Genomic DNA, 15985 nt, shown 5'->3' with positions numbered 1-15985 from the left:
ATTTTCCAGTAATAAAGTAGACTTAGCTTCAGAAGGGGTTAACTCCATCTGAAGCTAAGTCGTCAGATAACTAGGATGGCTAAACTTATAGGTGGCTAATAAGTGTGAATTGCTAAGTCTTATCTTATATTACTTGTATTACTGTACGCTGCATGGTAAAATTTTGAGTGACTTAAATATACAGTAAGGGTGATTGGTATGCTGTTACGCAGACTTGAGGCATATGGCTTTAAATCTTTTGCCGAAAAAACTGAAGTTGAATTTGGGCGAGGTATAACAGCAATTGTCGGGCCGAACGGCAGCGGCAAGAGCAATATATCAGACGCTATTCGGTGGGCACTGGGCGAGCAAAGTCTGCGTACGTTAAGAGGCACAAAAATGGATGATGTTATTTTTGCTGGCAGTGTAAATCGCAGACCGTTGGGCGTAGCCGAAGTATCTCTGGTGTTTGATAACAGTGACGGACAATTGCCAATTGACTTTAACGAAGTGACAATCACCCGTCGCGTATTTAGATCCGGGGAAAGTGAATATAGTATTAACAGAACCCCCTGCCGGTTAAAGGATATTCATGATATGCTGTCCGATACTGGCTTGGGACGCGAGTCGATGACGGTAATCGGGCAGAATAAAGTTGACGAGATATTAAGCAGTAAACCGGAAGAGCGACGGCTTTTATTTGAAGAAGCTGCGGGAATAATCAAATACAAACAGCGCAAGCGGGATGCATTACGTAAGCTGGAAGATACCGAACAAAATCTAACCAGGGTTCAGGATATCACTGCCGAGCTGGAACGGCAGCTAGGCCCTTTGGCGGAAAGCGCCGCCCGTACTGCTGAGTTTAACCGCTTAAATCAGGAATTAACTACTTGTCAGGCAACCTTACTTTTAGAACGGTTAGAAAAAGCGGAAAAGCTGGTGGAAAGTGCCAGTCTGGAGCAAAGTCATGCGACCGACCGCAGCATTGCAGTTAATACACGGATAGTGGCTGTCGAGAATGAAAAAGATGTTCTGACCATCAATATTGCTCAGGCCGAAGAGCAAATTGCCGGCACCGATATTCGCTTGCAGGAAGCTACTAATGAGATTGAGCAAGCTGACAGCCGGCGGGGAGTTCTTTCTGAGCGGATTGAACAAGGCCGCAAAGCTGAGGCGCGCTTCAATGATGAGGTAGCCCGGCTGGAAGCCGACCAACAGGCGGCTAAACAGAAAGTTAATGAATTGCATAAAGCGTTAGCGGACAAACAATTCCAAGTTGCCGAGGCTCAAGAATTTATCACGACGAAAAATGATCATAATGAGCAGTTGTTGGGAAATATCGGACAGATAGAGCAACAGATTGATTCCGGGAAAGAACAATCCTTTGATCATCTGCAGGGAATAGTTAACGAACGTAATAATCTCCGCATGCTTGAGCGTGATTTGACTGCATTTGCAGCCAAGGAGGCCAGTCTCGCCAAAGAACATAATGATTATGTTATGCAGCATGCTGATCTGGATACCAAACAGAAATTGCTCATTAATGAGTCTGAAGCCGTCATCGTTCAACAACAAGAACTGGAACAGAAAATTAAGGATGTTCGGGAAAGATCCGGTAAACTGGCAAGTGAACTTAAAGAAGTAACCAATAAGGAGCAACAGCTGGCAAATCAGCTAAATGAGACTTCTGCCCGATGCAATGTTTTAACAAGCATGCAAGCGGAGTTAGAAGGTTTCAGTAAGGCTATTAAAGGTATTTTACGGCACCAAAGCTCCTGGCGTGCCGGTGTCTGTGGTGTAGTTGCCCAGTTATTGACAGTGCCGGACAATTATATCCACGCAATAGAAGTCGCTTTAGGGGGAGCACAGCAGCATATTGTAACAGATACAGATCAGACTGCCAAACAAGCCATCCATTTTTTAAAAACACATAATATGGGGCGGGCAACTTTTCTGCCGTTAAATACTATAAAAGTTACCAGACCGAGAGAAGCCGAGATTCTGGCCGCCAATCAGCCGGGAGCTATTGGCTTTGCCGCTGATGTTATTGGCGTCGATGAACGCTATCGTTCTGTAGTAAACTATCTGTTAGGCCGGGTTATAATTGCAAAAACTGTGGATGATGCTCTTAGGATTGCCCGTGCCAATGGTTTTTCCGTTAAGATAGTTACGCTTGACGGTGAACTTATTAATCCCGGTGGATCGCTAACCGGTGGCAGTATGGGGCGTAAGGAGAATAGTTTTATTGCCAGAAACAACGAAATTAATTCCCTGCAGGGCCGCTTGAATGATTTGAAAGTGCGGCAGAGTACGTTAGCGCAGGAAAACAGGGCTCTTGCGAGAGCAATGGAAGAGAGTACCTCTCAAATCGTTACGCATGAAGCAAATCATAAAGATTTGGAAGTCCGCCGGGTTGAACTTGCCATGCTTATTGATAAAGTCATGGCTGACGGCGCCCGTTGTGAAAAGGCAATTAGCACTATCCAGGCTGAATCTGCGGAATGTCAAAACGAAGCTTGTGCCTGCCAGGCGCTGATTGAAAAGGCTAAAGAGATAATTCTCTCTTTGGAGAGTCAGGAACTTGATCATAAATCAAAAGTCGCTAATTGGCAAAGCAACCTGCAAGAGTTGAAAACACAGCAGCAGACTGTAGGCGATGATTTGACAAATGCTAAGATTAAGCTAGGGGCAATTCAACAAGAATTAATATCTATCCGGTTATCCTGCGAACAATATGAGCAGACCTTGTCAGCTGTTGAGGCGCATCTTTCCCGTATCACCTGCGAAGTAACGAAGACCCGGACTGAGATCGGACAAGCTCAAAATGAACTGACCCAATTGTTGGAACGTAAAGAAAACTTACTTACGGACAAACATACTTTAACGGAAGCTCGCCAGGAATACTATGCCGCTAAGCTGACATTGCTAACCGAGGTACAGAAATATGACAAAGAAATGAAAGAACTGAGGCGTCAACACGCAGATTTGCAGGCTAAGCTTCACGAACTGGATTTGATGATAACCAAGTATAGTTACGAGGCCGCTAATTGTGTTGAACAGATAACCGGACAGCTTGCTATGTCAATCGAAGCGGCGCGTAGTTTAAAGCGACCTGAGAGTATTGACCAATTGGTAAAAGCGGTAGCCAAACTAGAACAGCAGGTGACGGCGCTTGGACCTGTTAATCCGGCAGCTATTGATGAATATAACCGGGTGCAGGAGCGGTATAATTTTTTACAGGAACAGACCAGTGATCTCGTGCAGGCGAAAGACTACCTGACCTCTGTAATTCACGAGGTCGATCTTACCATGTCGCGCCAGTTTAACACCGCATTTAAAGCAATAAATCAGTACTTTAGCGATGTCTTTGTCCGCTTGTTTGGTGGCGGCAAGGCCGAGCTTGTCCTCATTGAGCCAGGAAACGTTCTTGGTACGGGAATAGACATCATCGTGCAGCCGCCGGGGAAAAGACTGCAAAATCTGGCGCTGTTATCCGGGGGTGAGCGTGCACTGACTGTGATTGCTCTCTTATTTGCAATATTGACCTACCGGCCTGCGCCTTTTTGTGTTGTCGATGAAATTGATGCCGCGCTGGATGAGGCCAATGTGACGCGGTTCAGCGAGTTTTTGCGTGATTATGCTAAAGGAACTCAGTTTATTGTTGTAACTCATCGCAAAGGAACTATGGAAGCCGCCGGTGTCTTACATGGCATAACCATGGAAGAGTCAGGAATATCCAGGCTGGTTTCGGTAAAATTTATGGACAAAGCCGGCTAAATATGTAGAGGTTGGGGGAAATCATATGGGTTTTTTTGATAAGTTAAAAGCTGGTCTGGAAAAGACCAGAAAAAGTTTCACGGAAAAGATTGAGCAGCTAGTTATAGGTTACGCTACAATTGATGACGAATTTCTCGATGATTTGGAAGCCGTACTTTTGTCGGCAGATGTTGGTGTTGCCACAACTGGCAAATTAATGGCGGAAATCAGAAAAGGCATTAAGGAAAAGACTATCAATTCACCGGATGATTTAAAACCCTTCTTACAAGAAAAAATCAGCGCTATGCTGATAGGCCAAGCTCAGACAGAAGCTCTGGTACATGAGCCGCCAACAGTCATGTTGATTGTTGGTGTGAATGGTGCGGGAAAGACAACCACTATCGGTAAATTGGCCAATTATTATCACGAAGCTGGAAAAAAGGTGCTTGTTGCCGCCGCTGATACCTTCAGGGCTGCTGCTATTGACCAGCTCGAAATCTGGGGTCAGCGAACCGGCACCGAAGTAATTAAGCATGCGGAAGGGTCTGATCCGGCGGCTGTAGCATTTGATGCTGTTCAGGCTGCCAAAGCCCGCAAGGCAGATATGGTTATAATTGATACTGCCGGTAGGCTGCACACCAAGTCAAACCTGATGGAAGAACTGAAAAAGATTAACAGGGTAATTGCCAAAGAGATACCGGATGCGCCGCATGAGACTTTGCTGGTCTTAGATGCTACCACCGGCCAAAACGCTATAAATCAGGCAAAATTATTTGGCGAAGCTGTCAAGCTGTCTGGGGTAGTATTGACGAAACTGGACGGGACAGCCAAGGGCGGCGTTGTAATCGCCATTAAGAATGAGCTGGACCTGCCTGTTAAATGGATAGGTGTGGGGGAAGGCGTCAACGATCTTAGGCCGTTTGCCGCCGATGAGTTTGCGACAGCTTTATTTACCGACAAGTAATTATACTTGACAGGTTGTTCTCTTTTCGTTATAATTCAGGTGTAAAGGATATTTCCTTGTCACATTAAGCAGGTGTCATTAATGGATCACATGTTAAATAAAGTGTTGAGAGTAGGACAATTATACGATTTTTACAGCGCTCTCTTAACGGAAAAACAGCGTGACTGTCTTAATATGCATTATTTGCAGGACTTATCACTGGCGGAAATCGCCGAGGAGTTTGGCGTATCCCGTCAGGCTGTGCATGATATTTTGCGGCGCGCAGAACAAACACTGGCTGAATATGAGGAAAAGCTGGGTCTTGCTGCCAGATACAGCGATGAGCGCAGGCTGATTACCGAAGTTGTCGCCAGTCTGGAAAACCTGCCGTCCAGCGTCCGGCAAATACCTGAACTAAGTGAAGCTTTAGTTAAGTTAAGTTCTTTGTTAGAAGACACCCGGGAGGTGTGACATAGATGGTTTTTGAAAGTTTGGCCGATAAACTGCAACAGACTTTTAAAAAGTTGCGCGGCAGAGGCAAACTATCGGAAAGTGATGTTGCCGAGGCTCTCAAAGAGGTACGGATGGCTCTCTTGGAAGCCGACGTAAACTTCAAAGTAGTAAAAGATTTGGTGGCAAAAATCAAAGAGCGGGCGGTAGGCCAGGAAGTTCTGGAGAGTCTGACGCCTGCTCAGCATGTTATAAAAATAGTTAATGAAGAGCTTACCAATCTCATGGGAGGAACGCAAAGCCGTATTGCTATCGCCTCCCGGCCGCCGACCGTCATAATGCTGGTTGGCCTCCAAGGCGCAGGTAAGACAACAACTGCCGGTAAACTGGCGCATCTTTTAAAGCGCCAAGGTAAACGGCCGCTGATGGTGGCTGCCGATATCTACCGGCCGGCCGCGATCAAACAATTGGAAGTTTTGGGCGAAAAGCTTGAAATACCGGTATTTACCATGGGACAGGAAAACCCGGTCAATATTGCTAAGAAAGCTGTTGACCAGGCATTGATGATGGCCCGGGATATCGTGATCATTGATACTGCCGGACGACTGCACATCAATGAAGAACTGATGAATGAGCTGAAGTCCATCAAGCAGACTGTCAGGCCGCATGAGATCTTGCTCGTTGTTGATGCGATGACCGGACAGGATGCCGTTAATGTGGCTGAGACATTTAACAATGATCTTGGCATTGATGGTGTTATCCTGACTAAACTTGACGGTGATGCCCGCGGCGGCGCTGCGCTCTCTATCAAGGCGGTTACCGGCCAACCCATTAAGTTCGCCGGCATGGGCGAAAAACTCGATGCTTTGGAGCCATTTCATCCTGACCGCATGGCATCACGCATCCTCGGTATGGGTGATGTACTCAGTTTAATAGAAAAGGCTGAATCGGCCATAAATCTTGAAAAGGCCCAGGAAATGCAGAAAAAACTCCGGAAAGAGGAGTTTACCCTGGATGACTTCCTGGAGCAAATTGAGCAGGTTCGCAAACTGGGACCACTTGACCAAATATTAGGCATGCTGCCGGGCATGGGAAAGATCAAGCAACTGCAGGGAATGGATTTTGACGATAAAGAGGTTAAACATATTATTGCCATTATCCGCTCGATGACCGCCAAGGAACGACGCGATCCCGCCATTATTAACGGTAGCCGCCGTAAGCGTATTGCTCTGGGGAGCGGTACAAGGGTTCAGGATGTTAACCGGCTACTTAAGCAATTTGGCGAAGCTAAGAAAATGATGAAACGTATCCAGGAAATGCAAAAGAGCGGCAAGAAACCGAATTTTAAGCTTCCTTTTATGCGTTGATCATCCATCTATATAAATGATATTCTGTGAAGGAGGTGACTTATTATGGCAGTTAAAATCCGTTTAAAGCGTATGGGCGCTAAAAAACGTCCTTTCTACCGTGTAGTAGTGGCCGATTCCCGTTCGCCGCGGGATGGACGCTTTATTGAAAATCTGGGTCATTATGATTCCACTACTGAACCGGCAGTTATCAAGATTGACGAAGAAAAAGCCATTGAGTGGCTGCAAAAAGGTGCTCAACCTACTGATACTGTTAAGAATTTGTTCAGCAAAACCGGCATCCTGAAAAAATGGGATGAAGTAAAGCGCTCCAAATAAAGAAGCGTAGAAACGAGGCGTGATAACTACATGAAAGAATTAGTCGAAGTTATCGCCAAAGCGTTAGTCAAAAACCCGGAACAAGTCAATGTTAGCGAGACATCCGATAATTCGGGTACAGTGTATGAACTGCATGTGGCCCCGGAAGATATGGGGAAGATTATCGGCAAGCAGGGGCGTATTGCCAAAGCGATTCGCACTGTGGTTAAGGCTGCCGCCACCCGGGAAAACAAACGAGTAATGGTGGAAATAATATAATTAAAACTGTTAATCTCAAAACCGAAGGGGTGGAATGAATGGCCAGTATCGAAAACTTGACAATTAAGTGTCCGGTAACCGTTAAAGCCAAAGTAACCGAGGAGCTCAAAGCGCACTTGGCGGCTGAAATTCAAGAAGCTATTAAAAAGGCCGATGTTGAACTCCAGCAAATCGAATTTCATGCTAAACGCATGATGACTGAGCAGGCTAAACAAGATGCTCAGGGACTTATTGCCTTGCGTCAGCAGATTGATGCTGAGCGGCAGAAGCGACTTGATTTTAAAAATCATATGCTGGAAAAACTTAAGGAAACAGCTCAATTGGAAATTGGTGCGGAAATCGTTCAAGGTACTATGGACAGAGTTGTTACCGTGAACGTCGGTGATGATCTTCATAAGATCATGGCAACTGAGATTTTGCTGGAAGACGGCAAAATCATTGCTTTCCGTAATTAATATGTCTGACAATGATTTGATTACTATTGGTAAAATTGTTGCCCCGCACGGTGTGCGGGGTGACGTTCGTATTTTGCCGCTTACCGATTTTCCGGACCGATTCGACGACCTTAAAGCAGCATATGTTGATGATGTAGGCCAGCTGAAACTGGAGTCAGCCAGGCAGCATAAAAAAATGATTTTACTTAAATTTTCCGGGTTTAATACCATGAATGATGCTGAACGCCTGCGTGGTAAACTAATAAAGATCGGGCGGCAGGATTTGGTTAAGCTGCCGGCAGGCCAGTACTATATTTTCGATATTATTGGTCTTGCTGTTGTCACTGAAGACGGGGAACACCTGGGATGTATAACCGATGTGCTGCAACCGGGGAGTAACGATGTATATGTTGTTGAACAACAAGGCAAGCAGGATTTATTAATCCCGGCTATTAAAGAAGTAGTAAAAAAAATCGACATCGCCGGCAAGCAAATAATAGTTAAACTCCAGGAAGAAATAGACTAACTGAGGCTGTTATGCGAATTGATATTATTTCGTTGTTTCCCGAGATGTTTACAGGTCCCTTAGGACACAGCATTTTAAAGCGTGCTCAGGACAGTGGGCTGCTTGCTGTTCATGTAACCAATCCCCGGGATTTTGCTTATGATAAACATCGTATTGTTGATGATTATCCTTTTGGCGGCGGTTCCGGTATGGTTATGAAGCCGGAACCGATATTCCGCGCTGTTGAAAACGTAGTAAATGCAGTCGCTTCAGCAAACAGGCGCATCGTGCTGATGTGTCCGGGAGGACAGCCCTTTGACCAGGCTAAGGCCAGGGAACTGGCCGGCTATGAACAACTAATACTCGTCTGCGGTCACTATGAGGGGATTGATGATCGTATACAACAATATGTTATTGATGAGGCTGTTTCGATCGGTGACTATGTACTTACCGGCGGCGAATTGCCAGCCATGGTGATTACAGATGCTGTAGCCAGAATGCTGCCGGGAGTGCTTGGCGCAGACGATGGCGCGCAGCATGATTCTTTTTATAACGGACTCCTGGAATACCCGCAGTATACCAGACCGCGTGAATTTAACGGCTGGGAAGTACCGGAAATACTCTTATCTGGGGATCATGCCAAAATTGAAAGGTGGCGGCGGAAAGAATCATTGCGGATAACGCTAGCCCGCAGGCCGGATCTATTGGACAATATTGAGCTTACTCCCCAGGACCATAAACTTTTGCAAGAAATAAAGTCTGAACAGGCCGGAGGCTGAATATGGCATTGCCTGTATATTTAGGTTTGGTACATTATCCGATTTACAATAAAAATAATGAGATAGTAACTACCGCCATTACGAATTTTGATATCCATGATATTGCCCGTACAGCCAGGACATATGATGTACTGAAATATTTCATTATTCACCCGCATGATGCTCAGAAAGCATTGGCGGCAGAAATTATCAGTTACTGGCAGGATGGTTACGGTGGGCAATATAATCCCGACCGCAAAGAAGCGTTAAGCATTGTGGAAGTTATTCCCGATATTGCAGCGGCCATTAACTATGTTACCGACCGGGAGGGGATTCCTCCGCTGGTAGTTACTACTGATGCCCGCAAATATGCAAATACTGTTTCTTACAGGGCGCTGCAACGGGAGCTGGAAAAAAAGGAAAGACCTTGTCTGCTTTTGTTTGGCACTGGCTGGGGAATGGAGAATTCGGTAATGAAGCAGTTTGGCTATATATTAGAACCTATTTATGGACCGGGAACGTATAACCACTTGCCTGTCCGGGCGGCGGTTGCCATCATTCTTGACCGTTTGCTAGGTGAACATTGGTGGGTAGACTAAGTTCTGATTTTTTTCCAGTTGATTAGTGTATTGTTAGTTGAGTTGCCGGGTAATATGTGATATAATATCTTTTGTGTAATACGGACGGTCCTCTGCATATGGTATGAACGTCTGATATAAGGAGGAAGTTAAATGAATATTATTCAAATTTTGGAACAAGAGCAGCTGCGGCAGGATATTCCGTCCTTCAAGCCAGGCGACACTGTACGTGTTCACGTAAAAGTTGTTGAGGGTAGCCGTGAACGTATTCAGGTTTTTGAAGGCGTAGTAATTAATCGCCAGGGCGGCGGTGTACGTGAAACCTTTACGGTAAGACGCGTTTCCTATAATGTGGGCGTTGAGCGTACCTTCCCGGTTCATTCTCCACGTATTGAAAAAATCGAAGTAATGCGCCGCGGTATTGTTCGCAGAGCCAAGCTCTACTATCTGCGTAATCTTACCGGTAAAGCAGCTCGTATCAAAGAAAAACGCTAAAGCGAAGTGTTCAGGGACTGATTTCAGTCCCTTTTCTTCATATCTCCCGATGGGTGAATCACCTATTTTGAAAGGAGGAAAACTGTGAATAGTACCAAGCTGGGGGAAGAGGTAAAAGACTGGATAATATCTATTCTCATAGCTATAGTATTGGCTTTTTTTATCCGGTATTTTATTGTGGAACTTTATATGGTCGAAGGACCGTCCATGCGGCCAACGTTAGTTAACGGCGAGCGGCTGGTTGTTAATAAATTCATTTACAGGTTTAAAGCGCCTGAACGGGGAGAAGTATTAGTATTTCGTTATCCCCGGGACCCCAGCCGTGATTTTATTAAACGGGTAATCGGGGTTGCCGGTGACACTGTAGAGATAAAAGACGGCCGGGTTTTTCTTAATGGCCAGCTTTTGAATGAACCTTATATTCTGGAACGTACCCGGGGTTCCTATCCTTTGGTTACAATTCCGGAAGGGCATATATATGTAATGGGCGATAACCGCAATAATTCGGAAGACAGCCGTTTCAAAGATGTTGGCTTTGTCCCGCTGGAACTCATCAAAGGTAAAGCAATTACTGTTTTTTGGCCGCTTGACCACATAAAAACATTGCCATAACAATACACTATAGTATCTGTTTCTTAGTAAGGAGTGTGATTCAATGCACATTCACTGGTTTCCTGGTCACATGGCCAAAGCCCAGCGTATGATTCGTGAGCAACTAAGCCTTATTGATGTCGTGATTGAATTGTTAGATGCACGTATTCCGGTAAGCAGTGCCAATCCCATTATCGCCGAGCTGATTGGCTCCAAGCCCCGGGTAGTGGCCCTTAACAAGGCTGATTTAGCGGAAGCGGGGCGTACGGGTGAATGGATTCGTCATTTCCGCAGTCAGGGTTTAACAACCGTTAGTTTAGACGCTGCCAGCGGGAAGGGGACGAAAGAATTAGTTAGCAAAGTAGAACAAGAAGCCAGCGAAAAAATTGCTAAACTGACGGCAAAAGGCATAAAAGGCCGGGCTGTAAGAGCAATGATCTTAGGTATTCCCAATGTAGGCAAATCTTCCCTGATCAACAGGCTGTTAGGTACTGCAACCGCTAAGACGGGCGACAGGCCTGGTGTGACGCGTGGACAGCAGTGGTTAAAGGTAGGCAAAAACCTTGAACTGTTAGATACTCCCGGCGTATTATGGCCCAAAATGGATGATCAGGAAGTCGCTTTTAAACTGGCTGTTACCGGCGCGATCAAAGACGATATATACGATATGGAAAAAGTGATTCTCAGGCTTTTGGAAATATTGCAAGAAAACTACAGTGAGCGCCTGCGTGAGCGATACAAATTGCTGCAGGCAGAGCTGCCGGAAGATACCGCCGAGCTATTGGCGCTTATTGGCGCCAAACGCGGCTGCCTGAGAAGCGGCGGCGCCGTTGATGAAGAAAAAGCCCGTCGGATTATTCTTACTGATTTTCGTTCCGGCAAACTAGGGCAATTTACCCTTGATAATTCCAATATGGGTGAATGATTTTGCTGTAATATAAATGGGATGTTTGAGAACGGCTAATATTTATTGGCCGTTCTTTTATTATTGGTTTATACCGGCAGGATTTACAGCGTTTTATCAAGAATAGTAAATCCATATACTTTTGGAGGTTTACATGTGGATACAGCTCGGATGACAGTTGCGCAGATTACGGCGCTATTATCGCAACAGGATATTTCCTTACATATAATTAACAAGTTAAAACAGGATGCACGCCTTTCCGTACAACGTATAGTAGATAAATGGGAGGCGCGGCAGCAGAAGGCTCAAAAGGAAAATGAGCGAGTTTTGGCCTTGTATAAGTATGAACGTTTATTGCAAAAGCAGGACTACAATTTAGTTGCCGGTATCGACGAAGCCGGCCGGGGACCATTAGCCGGTCCTGTCGTTATCGGTGCCGTTATCTTGCCGCCGGATTGCTATTTGCCAGGATTGAACGATTCCAAAAAACTTACGGCTGCACAACGGGAAAAGCTATATCAGGAGATCCTGGCGGTTGCCATAGCTGTCAGCCGCTCTATTGTAAGTGTGGAGACTATTGATAATCTTAATATTTATCACGCCACTATAGCTGGTATGTACCAAGCGATTGAGGGATTGACACCAGCGCCGCAGGCAGTACTGATTGACGCTGTGCCTCTGCCAAGGCTTACCGTTCCGTCTGAATCAATAATCAGTGGTGATCAAATCAGCGCTTCCATTGCAGCCGCTTCTATTATTGCTAAAGTTGAACGGGATCGAATAATGAATGAACTTGATTGTAAGTACCCCGTGTATGGGTTTCAACGTCATAAAGGGTATGGTACGGAAGAGCATATGAATGCCCTTCTCAAGTATGGGCCATGTGAATACCATCGCCGCAGTTTTGCGCCGGTTAAAGCCGCAGAACAACAATAAATGCAGCTGTATATATGCTTGCCCTGAGGAGATGATATATTGCCAGAACCGGAACGTAACAATATTACGCAGGCTGTTGCTCTTCAATATGATGAACAGGATAATAAAGCACCGAAAGTTGTGGCCAAAGGGACAGGCCTGGTTGCCGGTAATATACTAAGCTCAGCTAAAGAACACGGAATACCCGTATATCAGAATAAAACCCTTACGGCGATGCTGCTGGCTGTGGAACTTGACAGGGAGATACCGCCGGAATTATACCAGGCGGTTGCGGAAGTATTGGCGTATATTTATCGCCTGGACCAGCAAATCGGCAAGCGATTTATCTAAAGTGTCGAGGGAAGAGTATGAACCATATTGATATCGGTGACAGTGGCGAACAGTTAGCTGTACGATACCTGAATAATCTGGGGTATAAGATTCTGGCGACGAAATATCGGGCTAAGGTTGGCGAAATTGATATTATAGCCAAAGACAAGGAGTTTCTGGTTTTTGTAGAGGTTAAGACCAGACGTTCGGTTGCCTATGGGTTTCCTGCCGAGGCTGTTACTTTACGCAAGCAGCAGAAAATAATCAATGCTGCACTCTGTTTTCTCAGCCAGCGCGGGCTTAACGATACTGCTTGCCGGTTCGATATTCTGGAAGTCTATCTATTGCGGGATGAATTGCGTTGTAATCATATAATAAATGCGTTTGGCAACTAATTTTACTGTGGGGGTAACCAGTGTTTGCACAAACTTTTGGCTCTACGACTTTAGGCTTAAACGGTGTGCTGATAACAGTTGAAGTAGATATTGCCAACGGCATTCCCGGTCTTGATATTGTCGGTTTGCCAGATACAGCAGTACGCGAATCACGCGAACGCGTCCGGGCCGCAATAAAAAACAGCGGGTATGAATTTCCCGGCCGGCGGATAACAGTCAATCTGGCACCGGCTGATATCAAAAAAGACAGTTCAGGACTAGATTTGCCGATTGCCATCGGCATATTGGCGGCAAGCGGGCAGGTAATCCCGGTCAGTTGCCGCAACCAGGTGTTCGCCGGTGAACTATCACTGGAAGGCAGGCTGCGGGCTGTTTCCGGGATATTATCAATGGCCGTCAACTGCCAGGATAAAAACATACCGGAAATGATGGTAGCCCCGGAGAATGCACAAGAAGCGCTGCTGGCCGGACAACTGACCGTGTATGCACCTGAAGCGCTATGTGAGATTGTCGCTCATCTTACCGGTGAGAAGGCATTGGAACCGGTAACTTCTTTGCCTTCGGTGAGCCCAACCGGTGATGCCGCGCTTGATTTCGCCGATGTGCAAGGGCAGATTGTTGCTAAAAGGGCTCTAGAGATTGCTGCTGCCGGCTTTCACAATGTTATGATGATTGGCCCGCCCGGTTCAGGTAAATCGATGCTGGCAAAAAGAATTCCTACCATACTGCCGGCGATGACGCCTCAGGAAGCTTTAGAAGTAACTAAGATTTACAGTGTTGCCGGGATGCTCAAAGATAATATCGGTTTGGTTACCGAAAGACCGTTTCGCAGCCCTCATCATACGATATCTATGGCTGGGTTGATAGGCGGCGGGACTGTTCCCAGACCTGGTGAAGTTACATTAAGTCATAATGGCGTCCTTTTTCTGGACGAACTGCCTGAATTTCCCCGGGCGGTGCTGGAAGTATTGCGCCAGCCTCTCGAAGACGGTGAAGTTACTATATCACGGGTTAATGCCACATTATCTTTTCCGGCTAAGCTAATGCTTGTCGCAGCCCTTAATCCGTGTTTCTGCGGATTTAGCTCGGATCCGCTTAGGGAGTGCTCGTGTACTCCGGCCGATATTCGTCGTTATCAGAAAAAAATCTCGGGTCCACTGCTGGATAGACTTGATCTGACCATTCATGTATCGCGCTTGGAATACACTGATTTGGTAAAAGACATACAACAGGAATCTTCGGCAGATATTCGCCAAAGAGTGGAAAAGGCAAGAGCTATTCAGCAGCAGCGTCTCAAACATTACGGACTTCATGCCAACGCACAAATGCAGCATAAGCATATTAAAGCCTTATGTCAGCTAACCTCTGATGCAGTTAGTCTTTTAAAACAGGCCTTTACACGTATGAATCTAAGCGCCCGTGGCTATGACAGAATAATAAAAGTGGCGCAGACAATTGCCGATCTTAGTGGTTCGAATAAAATAGAAGCAGTACATATTGCGGAAGCAGTCCAGTTCCGCAGTGGCCTTCAAAATATTTCCAGGAAATAATTACCTTATGATTAAAGATATATTTAACTCTGCTAGATATAATAACTAAGAAGGATCTTCTAAAATGCAAAGGAGGTTTTTACATGAATAAGTCAGTATGGATAATTATCGCTATAGTAGGCGCTCTGTTGGTAAGCGCCATGTTTAGCTACAACACACTGGTTAGTATGAATGAAAACGTCACCGGGAAATGGAGTCAGATTGAAAATCAGCTACAGCGCCGGGCCGATTTAATTCCTAATTTGGTTAATACTGTAAAGGGGTACGCCGCTCATGAACAACAGGCTATTCAGGCGGTTGCCGACGCCCGGGCCAAGCTAGCTGGCGCACAAGGGCCGGTCAATAAGGCTCAGGCTGATGCGGAATTAAATTCAGCCCTCAGCCGGCTCTTGATGGTGGCAGAGAACTATCCGAATCTAAAAGCTGACGCTAATTTCCGGGCCCTTATGGACGAGCTTAGCGGCACTGAGAACCGTATTGCCGTTGCCCGTAAAGATTATAATGATGCAGTACAGGTCTATAACGTAAAAATACGGTCTTTGCCCACAAGTTTATTCGCAGGGATGATGGGGTTTGGTCCGAAAGAATACTTTAAGGCGGAAGAAGACGCCAAAGCGGTTCCCCAAGTTAAATTTTAAGGCCCAGCGAGAGGATAATATATGATTAAAAGGCTGACTTGGCTGTTTTTAGCCCTGTACGTACTCCTGTCAACTGTTGCCTGGGCTCAGCCGCAAATTCCGTCTACGCCTACGCAGAGCATATATGTTCAAGACCTTGCCGGTGTTTTAGATTCTGAAACCAAAAATAAAATTAACAGTTTAGGCAGTAAGCTGGCAGCCAAATCAAAAGCACAAGTTGTTGTCTTGACAGTAAAATCCCTGGAAGGCGTCCCTATAGAAGACTATGCCTTAGCTGTTCTCAGAAAATGGGGAATAGGGGATAAAGAACTCAATAATGGCGTGCTAATGCTGGTTTCGGTCAATGACCGGCAGTCGCGGATCGAAGTAAGTTATGGCTTGGAAGGCGCGCTGAATGACGCCAAAACCGGAGCAATCCAGGACAGCTATATGCATCCGCACTTTGCCGCCGGTGATTATAATAAGGGAATCTGGAATGGTTATCAGGCAGTGGTAAGTGTTGCCGCAAAGGAATATAACCTTGATATCAGTACTGACGCCAAAGCAGCTAAAGTTCATGCTGCTGCCAGTCAATCATGGTGGGATACTTTGCCTTGGTGGGCCCAGTTGGCATTCGCGGCCGGCGCTTTGGCGCTGCTGATTTTTGATTGGGTATTTCTCGGCGGCAGTATTACGTACCTGATTCTTTCACTGCTTAGGATCCGTGGTGGCGGCGGTGGTGGAGGTGGCGGCGGCTACGGTGGCGGTTCCGGCGGCGGCGGCGGTTCAAGCCGCAAATGGTGAGTTAAAACAATATTTAAAAGGCTGAGGATAACTTTGCA

At 46.0% G+C, this 15985-nt stretch carries 19 protein-coding genes; all 19 read left to right on the top strand.

Annotated elements, in window-relative coordinates; genetic code table 11:
• The first annotated feature begins 198 nt into the window (after window positions 1–198).
• The 19 genes from smc (at window position 199) to SATMO3_RS18860 (ending at window position 15947) form a co-directional block, all read left to right on the top strand.
• Window positions 199–3756 (top strand): chromosome segregation protein SMC, encoded by a 3558-nt coding sequence (smc, locus tag SATMO3_RS18950; RefSeq protein ID WP_371371296.1) that lies wholly within the window; start codon window positions 199–201, stop codon window positions 3754–3756.
• 25 nt (window positions 3757–3781) lie between these two features.
• Window positions 3782–4699, top strand: a complete 918-nt coding sequence (gene ftsY, locus SATMO3_RS18945) for a signal recognition particle-docking protein FtsY (protein WP_371371295.1) — start codon at window positions 3782–3784, stop codon at window positions 4697–4699.
• A gap of 81 nt (window positions 4700–4780) precedes the next feature.
• Window positions 4781–5149: a YlxM family DNA-binding protein gene (gene ylxM / locus SATMO3_RS18940; RefSeq protein ID WP_371371294.1), complete on the top strand. Its 369-nt coding sequence runs from the start codon at window positions 4781–4783 to the stop codon at window positions 5147–5149.
• Window positions 5150–5154: 5 nt separating this feature from the next.
• On the top strand, window positions 5155–6495 hold the full coding sequence (gene ffh, locus SATMO3_RS18935; protein ID WP_371371293.1) for a signal recognition particle protein: 1341 nt from the start codon (window positions 5155–5157) through the stop codon (window positions 6493–6495).
• A 45-nt stretch (window positions 6496–6540) separates the two neighbouring features.
• Window positions 6541–6813 (top strand): 30S ribosomal protein S16, encoded by a 273-nt coding sequence (rpsP, locus tag SATMO3_RS18930; RefSeq protein WP_371371292.1) that lies wholly within the window; start codon window positions 6541–6543, stop codon window positions 6811–6813.
• Window positions 6814–6843: 30 nt separating this feature from the next.
• Window positions 6844–7071, top strand: a complete 228-nt coding sequence (locus SATMO3_RS18925) for a KH domain-containing protein (RefSeq protein ID WP_371371291.1) — start codon at window positions 6844–6846, stop codon at window positions 7069–7071.
• 38 nt (window positions 7072–7109) lie between these two features.
• Complete coding sequence (locus SATMO3_RS18920; protein ID WP_371371290.1) at window positions 7110–7526, top strand: YlqD family protein; 417 nt, start codon at window positions 7110–7112, stop codon at window positions 7524–7526.
• Window positions 7510–8031 (top strand): ribosome maturation factor RimM, encoded by a 522-nt coding sequence (gene rimM / locus SATMO3_RS18915; RefSeq protein ID WP_371371289.1) that lies wholly within the window; start codon window positions 7510–7512, stop codon window positions 8029–8031. The genes SATMO3_RS18920 and rimM overlap by 17 nt, the downstream gene beginning before the upstream one ends.
• Window positions 8032–8042: 11 nt before the next feature.
• Window positions 8043–8789: a tRNA (guanosine(37)-N1)-methyltransferase TrmD gene (trmD, locus tag SATMO3_RS18910; RefSeq protein WP_371371288.1), complete on the top strand. Its 747-nt coding sequence runs from the start codon at window positions 8043–8045 to the stop codon at window positions 8787–8789.
• A 2-nt stretch (window positions 8790–8791) separates the two neighbouring features.
• Complete coding sequence (locus SATMO3_RS18905; protein ID WP_371371287.1) at window positions 8792–9367, top strand: RNA methyltransferase; 576 nt, start codon at window positions 8792–8794, stop codon at window positions 9365–9367.
• Between the two features lie 132 nt (window positions 9368–9499).
• Window positions 9500–9841 (top strand): 50S ribosomal protein L19, encoded by a 342-nt coding sequence (rplS, locus tag SATMO3_RS18900; RefSeq protein WP_084575455.1) that lies wholly within the window; start codon window positions 9500–9502, stop codon window positions 9839–9841.
• Window positions 9842–9925: 84 nt separating this feature from the next.
• Entirely contained in the window at window positions 9926–10453 is a 528-nt protein-coding gene (lepB, locus tag SATMO3_RS18895) for a signal peptidase I (protein ID WP_371371286.1), read from the top strand.
• Window positions 10454–10496: 43 nt separating this feature from the next.
• Window positions 10497–11357, top strand: coding sequence for a ribosome biogenesis GTPase YlqF (gene ylqF / locus SATMO3_RS18890; RefSeq protein WP_371371285.1), 861 nt, complete (start codon window positions 10497–10499; stop codon window positions 11355–11357).
• 135 nt (window positions 11358–11492) lie between these two features.
• Window positions 11493–12272 carry a ribonuclease HII gene (locus SATMO3_RS18885; RefSeq protein WP_371371284.1) on the top strand — a complete coding sequence of 260 codons (780 nt, stop codon included), beginning with the start codon at window positions 11493–11495 and terminating at the stop codon, window positions 12270–12272.
• A 39-nt stretch (window positions 12273–12311) separates the two neighbouring features.
• On the top strand, window positions 12312–12602 hold the full coding sequence (locus tag SATMO3_RS18880) for an EscU/YscU/HrcU family type III secretion system export apparatus switch protein (RefSeq protein WP_371371283.1): 291 nt from the start codon (window positions 12312–12314) through the stop codon (window positions 12600–12602).
• A 17-nt stretch (window positions 12603–12619) separates the two neighbouring features.
• A complete protein-coding gene (locus tag SATMO3_RS18875) occupies window positions 12620–12976 on the top strand; it encodes a YraN family protein (protein ID WP_371371282.1) in 357 nt (118 codons plus the stop codon).
• Between the two features lie 20 nt (window positions 12977–12996).
• Complete coding sequence (locus tag SATMO3_RS18870; RefSeq protein WP_371371281.1) at window positions 12997–14526, top strand: YifB family Mg chelatase-like AAA ATPase; 1530 nt, start codon at window positions 12997–12999, stop codon at window positions 14524–14526.
• A gap of 83 nt (window positions 14527–14609) precedes the next feature.
• Complete coding sequence (locus SATMO3_RS18865) at window positions 14610–15164, top strand: LemA family protein (protein WP_371371280.1); 555 nt, start codon at window positions 14610–14612, stop codon at window positions 15162–15164.
• Window positions 15165–15185: 21 nt separating this feature from the next.
• Window positions 15186–15947 (top strand): YgcG family protein, encoded by a 762-nt coding sequence (locus tag SATMO3_RS18860; protein ID WP_371371279.1) that lies wholly within the window; start codon window positions 15186–15188, stop codon window positions 15945–15947.
• Window positions 15948–15985: the final 38 nt, after the last annotated feature.

This window comes from Sporomusa aerivorans (genome assembly GCF_041428895.1).
Taxonomy (GTDB): Bacteria; Bacillota; Negativicutes; order Sporomusales; family Sporomusaceae; genus Sporomusa; species Sporomusa aerivorans.
The sequence above is the reverse complement of the archived record's forward strand: the minus strand, read 5'-3'. Positions and strand labels throughout refer to the sequence as shown.

Bases quoted from the DNA above. Each gene is read 5' to 3' on its own strand.
- ffh (WP_371371293.1), top strand. From the start codon at position 5,155: ATGGTTTTTGAAAGTTTGGCCGATAAACTGCAACAGACTTTTAAAAAG.
- ylxM (WP_371371294.1), top strand. From the start codon at position 4,781: ATGGATCACATGTTAAATAAAGTGTTGAGAGTAGGACAATTATACGAT.
- ylqF (WP_371371285.1), top strand. From the start codon at position 10,497: ATGCACATTCACTGGTTTCCTGGTCACATGGCCAAAGCCCAGCGTATG.
- SATMO3_RS18860 (WP_371371279.1), top strand. From the start codon at position 15,186: ATGATTAAAAGGCTGACTTGGCTGTTTTTAGCCCTGTACGTACTCCTG.
- SATMO3_RS18865 (WP_371371280.1), top strand. From the start codon at position 14,610: ATGAATAAGTCAGTATGGATAATTATCGCTATAGTAGGCGCTCTGTTG.
- smc (WP_371371296.1), top strand. From the start codon at position 199: ATGCTGTTACGCAGACTTGAGGCATATGGCTTTAAATCTTTTGCCGAA.
- SATMO3_RS18905 (WP_371371287.1), top strand. From the start codon at position 8,792: ATGGCATTGCCTGTATATTTAGGTTTGGTACATTATCCGATTTACAAT.
- ftsY (WP_371371295.1), top strand. From the start codon at position 3,782: ATGGGTTTTTTTGATAAGTTAAAAGCTGGTCTGGAAAAGACCAGAAAA.
- rpsP (WP_371371292.1), top strand. From the start codon at position 6,541: ATGGCAGTTAAAATCCGTTTAAAGCGTATGGGCGCTAAAAAACGTCCT.
- trmD (WP_371371288.1), top strand. From the start codon at position 8,043: ATGCGAATTGATATTATTTCGTTGTTTCCCGAGATGTTTACAGGTCCC.
- rplS (WP_084575455.1), top strand. From the start codon at position 9,500: ATGAATATTATTCAAATTTTGGAACAAGAGCAGCTGCGGCAGGATATT.
- SATMO3_RS18875 (WP_371371282.1), top strand. From the start codon at position 12,620: ATGAACCATATTGATATCGGTGACAGTGGCGAACAGTTAGCTGTACGA.
- SATMO3_RS18925 (WP_371371291.1), top strand. From the start codon at position 6,844: ATGAAAGAATTAGTCGAAGTTATCGCCAAAGCGTTAGTCAAAAACCCG.
- SATMO3_RS18920 (WP_371371290.1), top strand. From the start codon at position 7,110: ATGGCCAGTATCGAAAACTTGACAATTAAGTGTCCGGTAACCGTTAAA.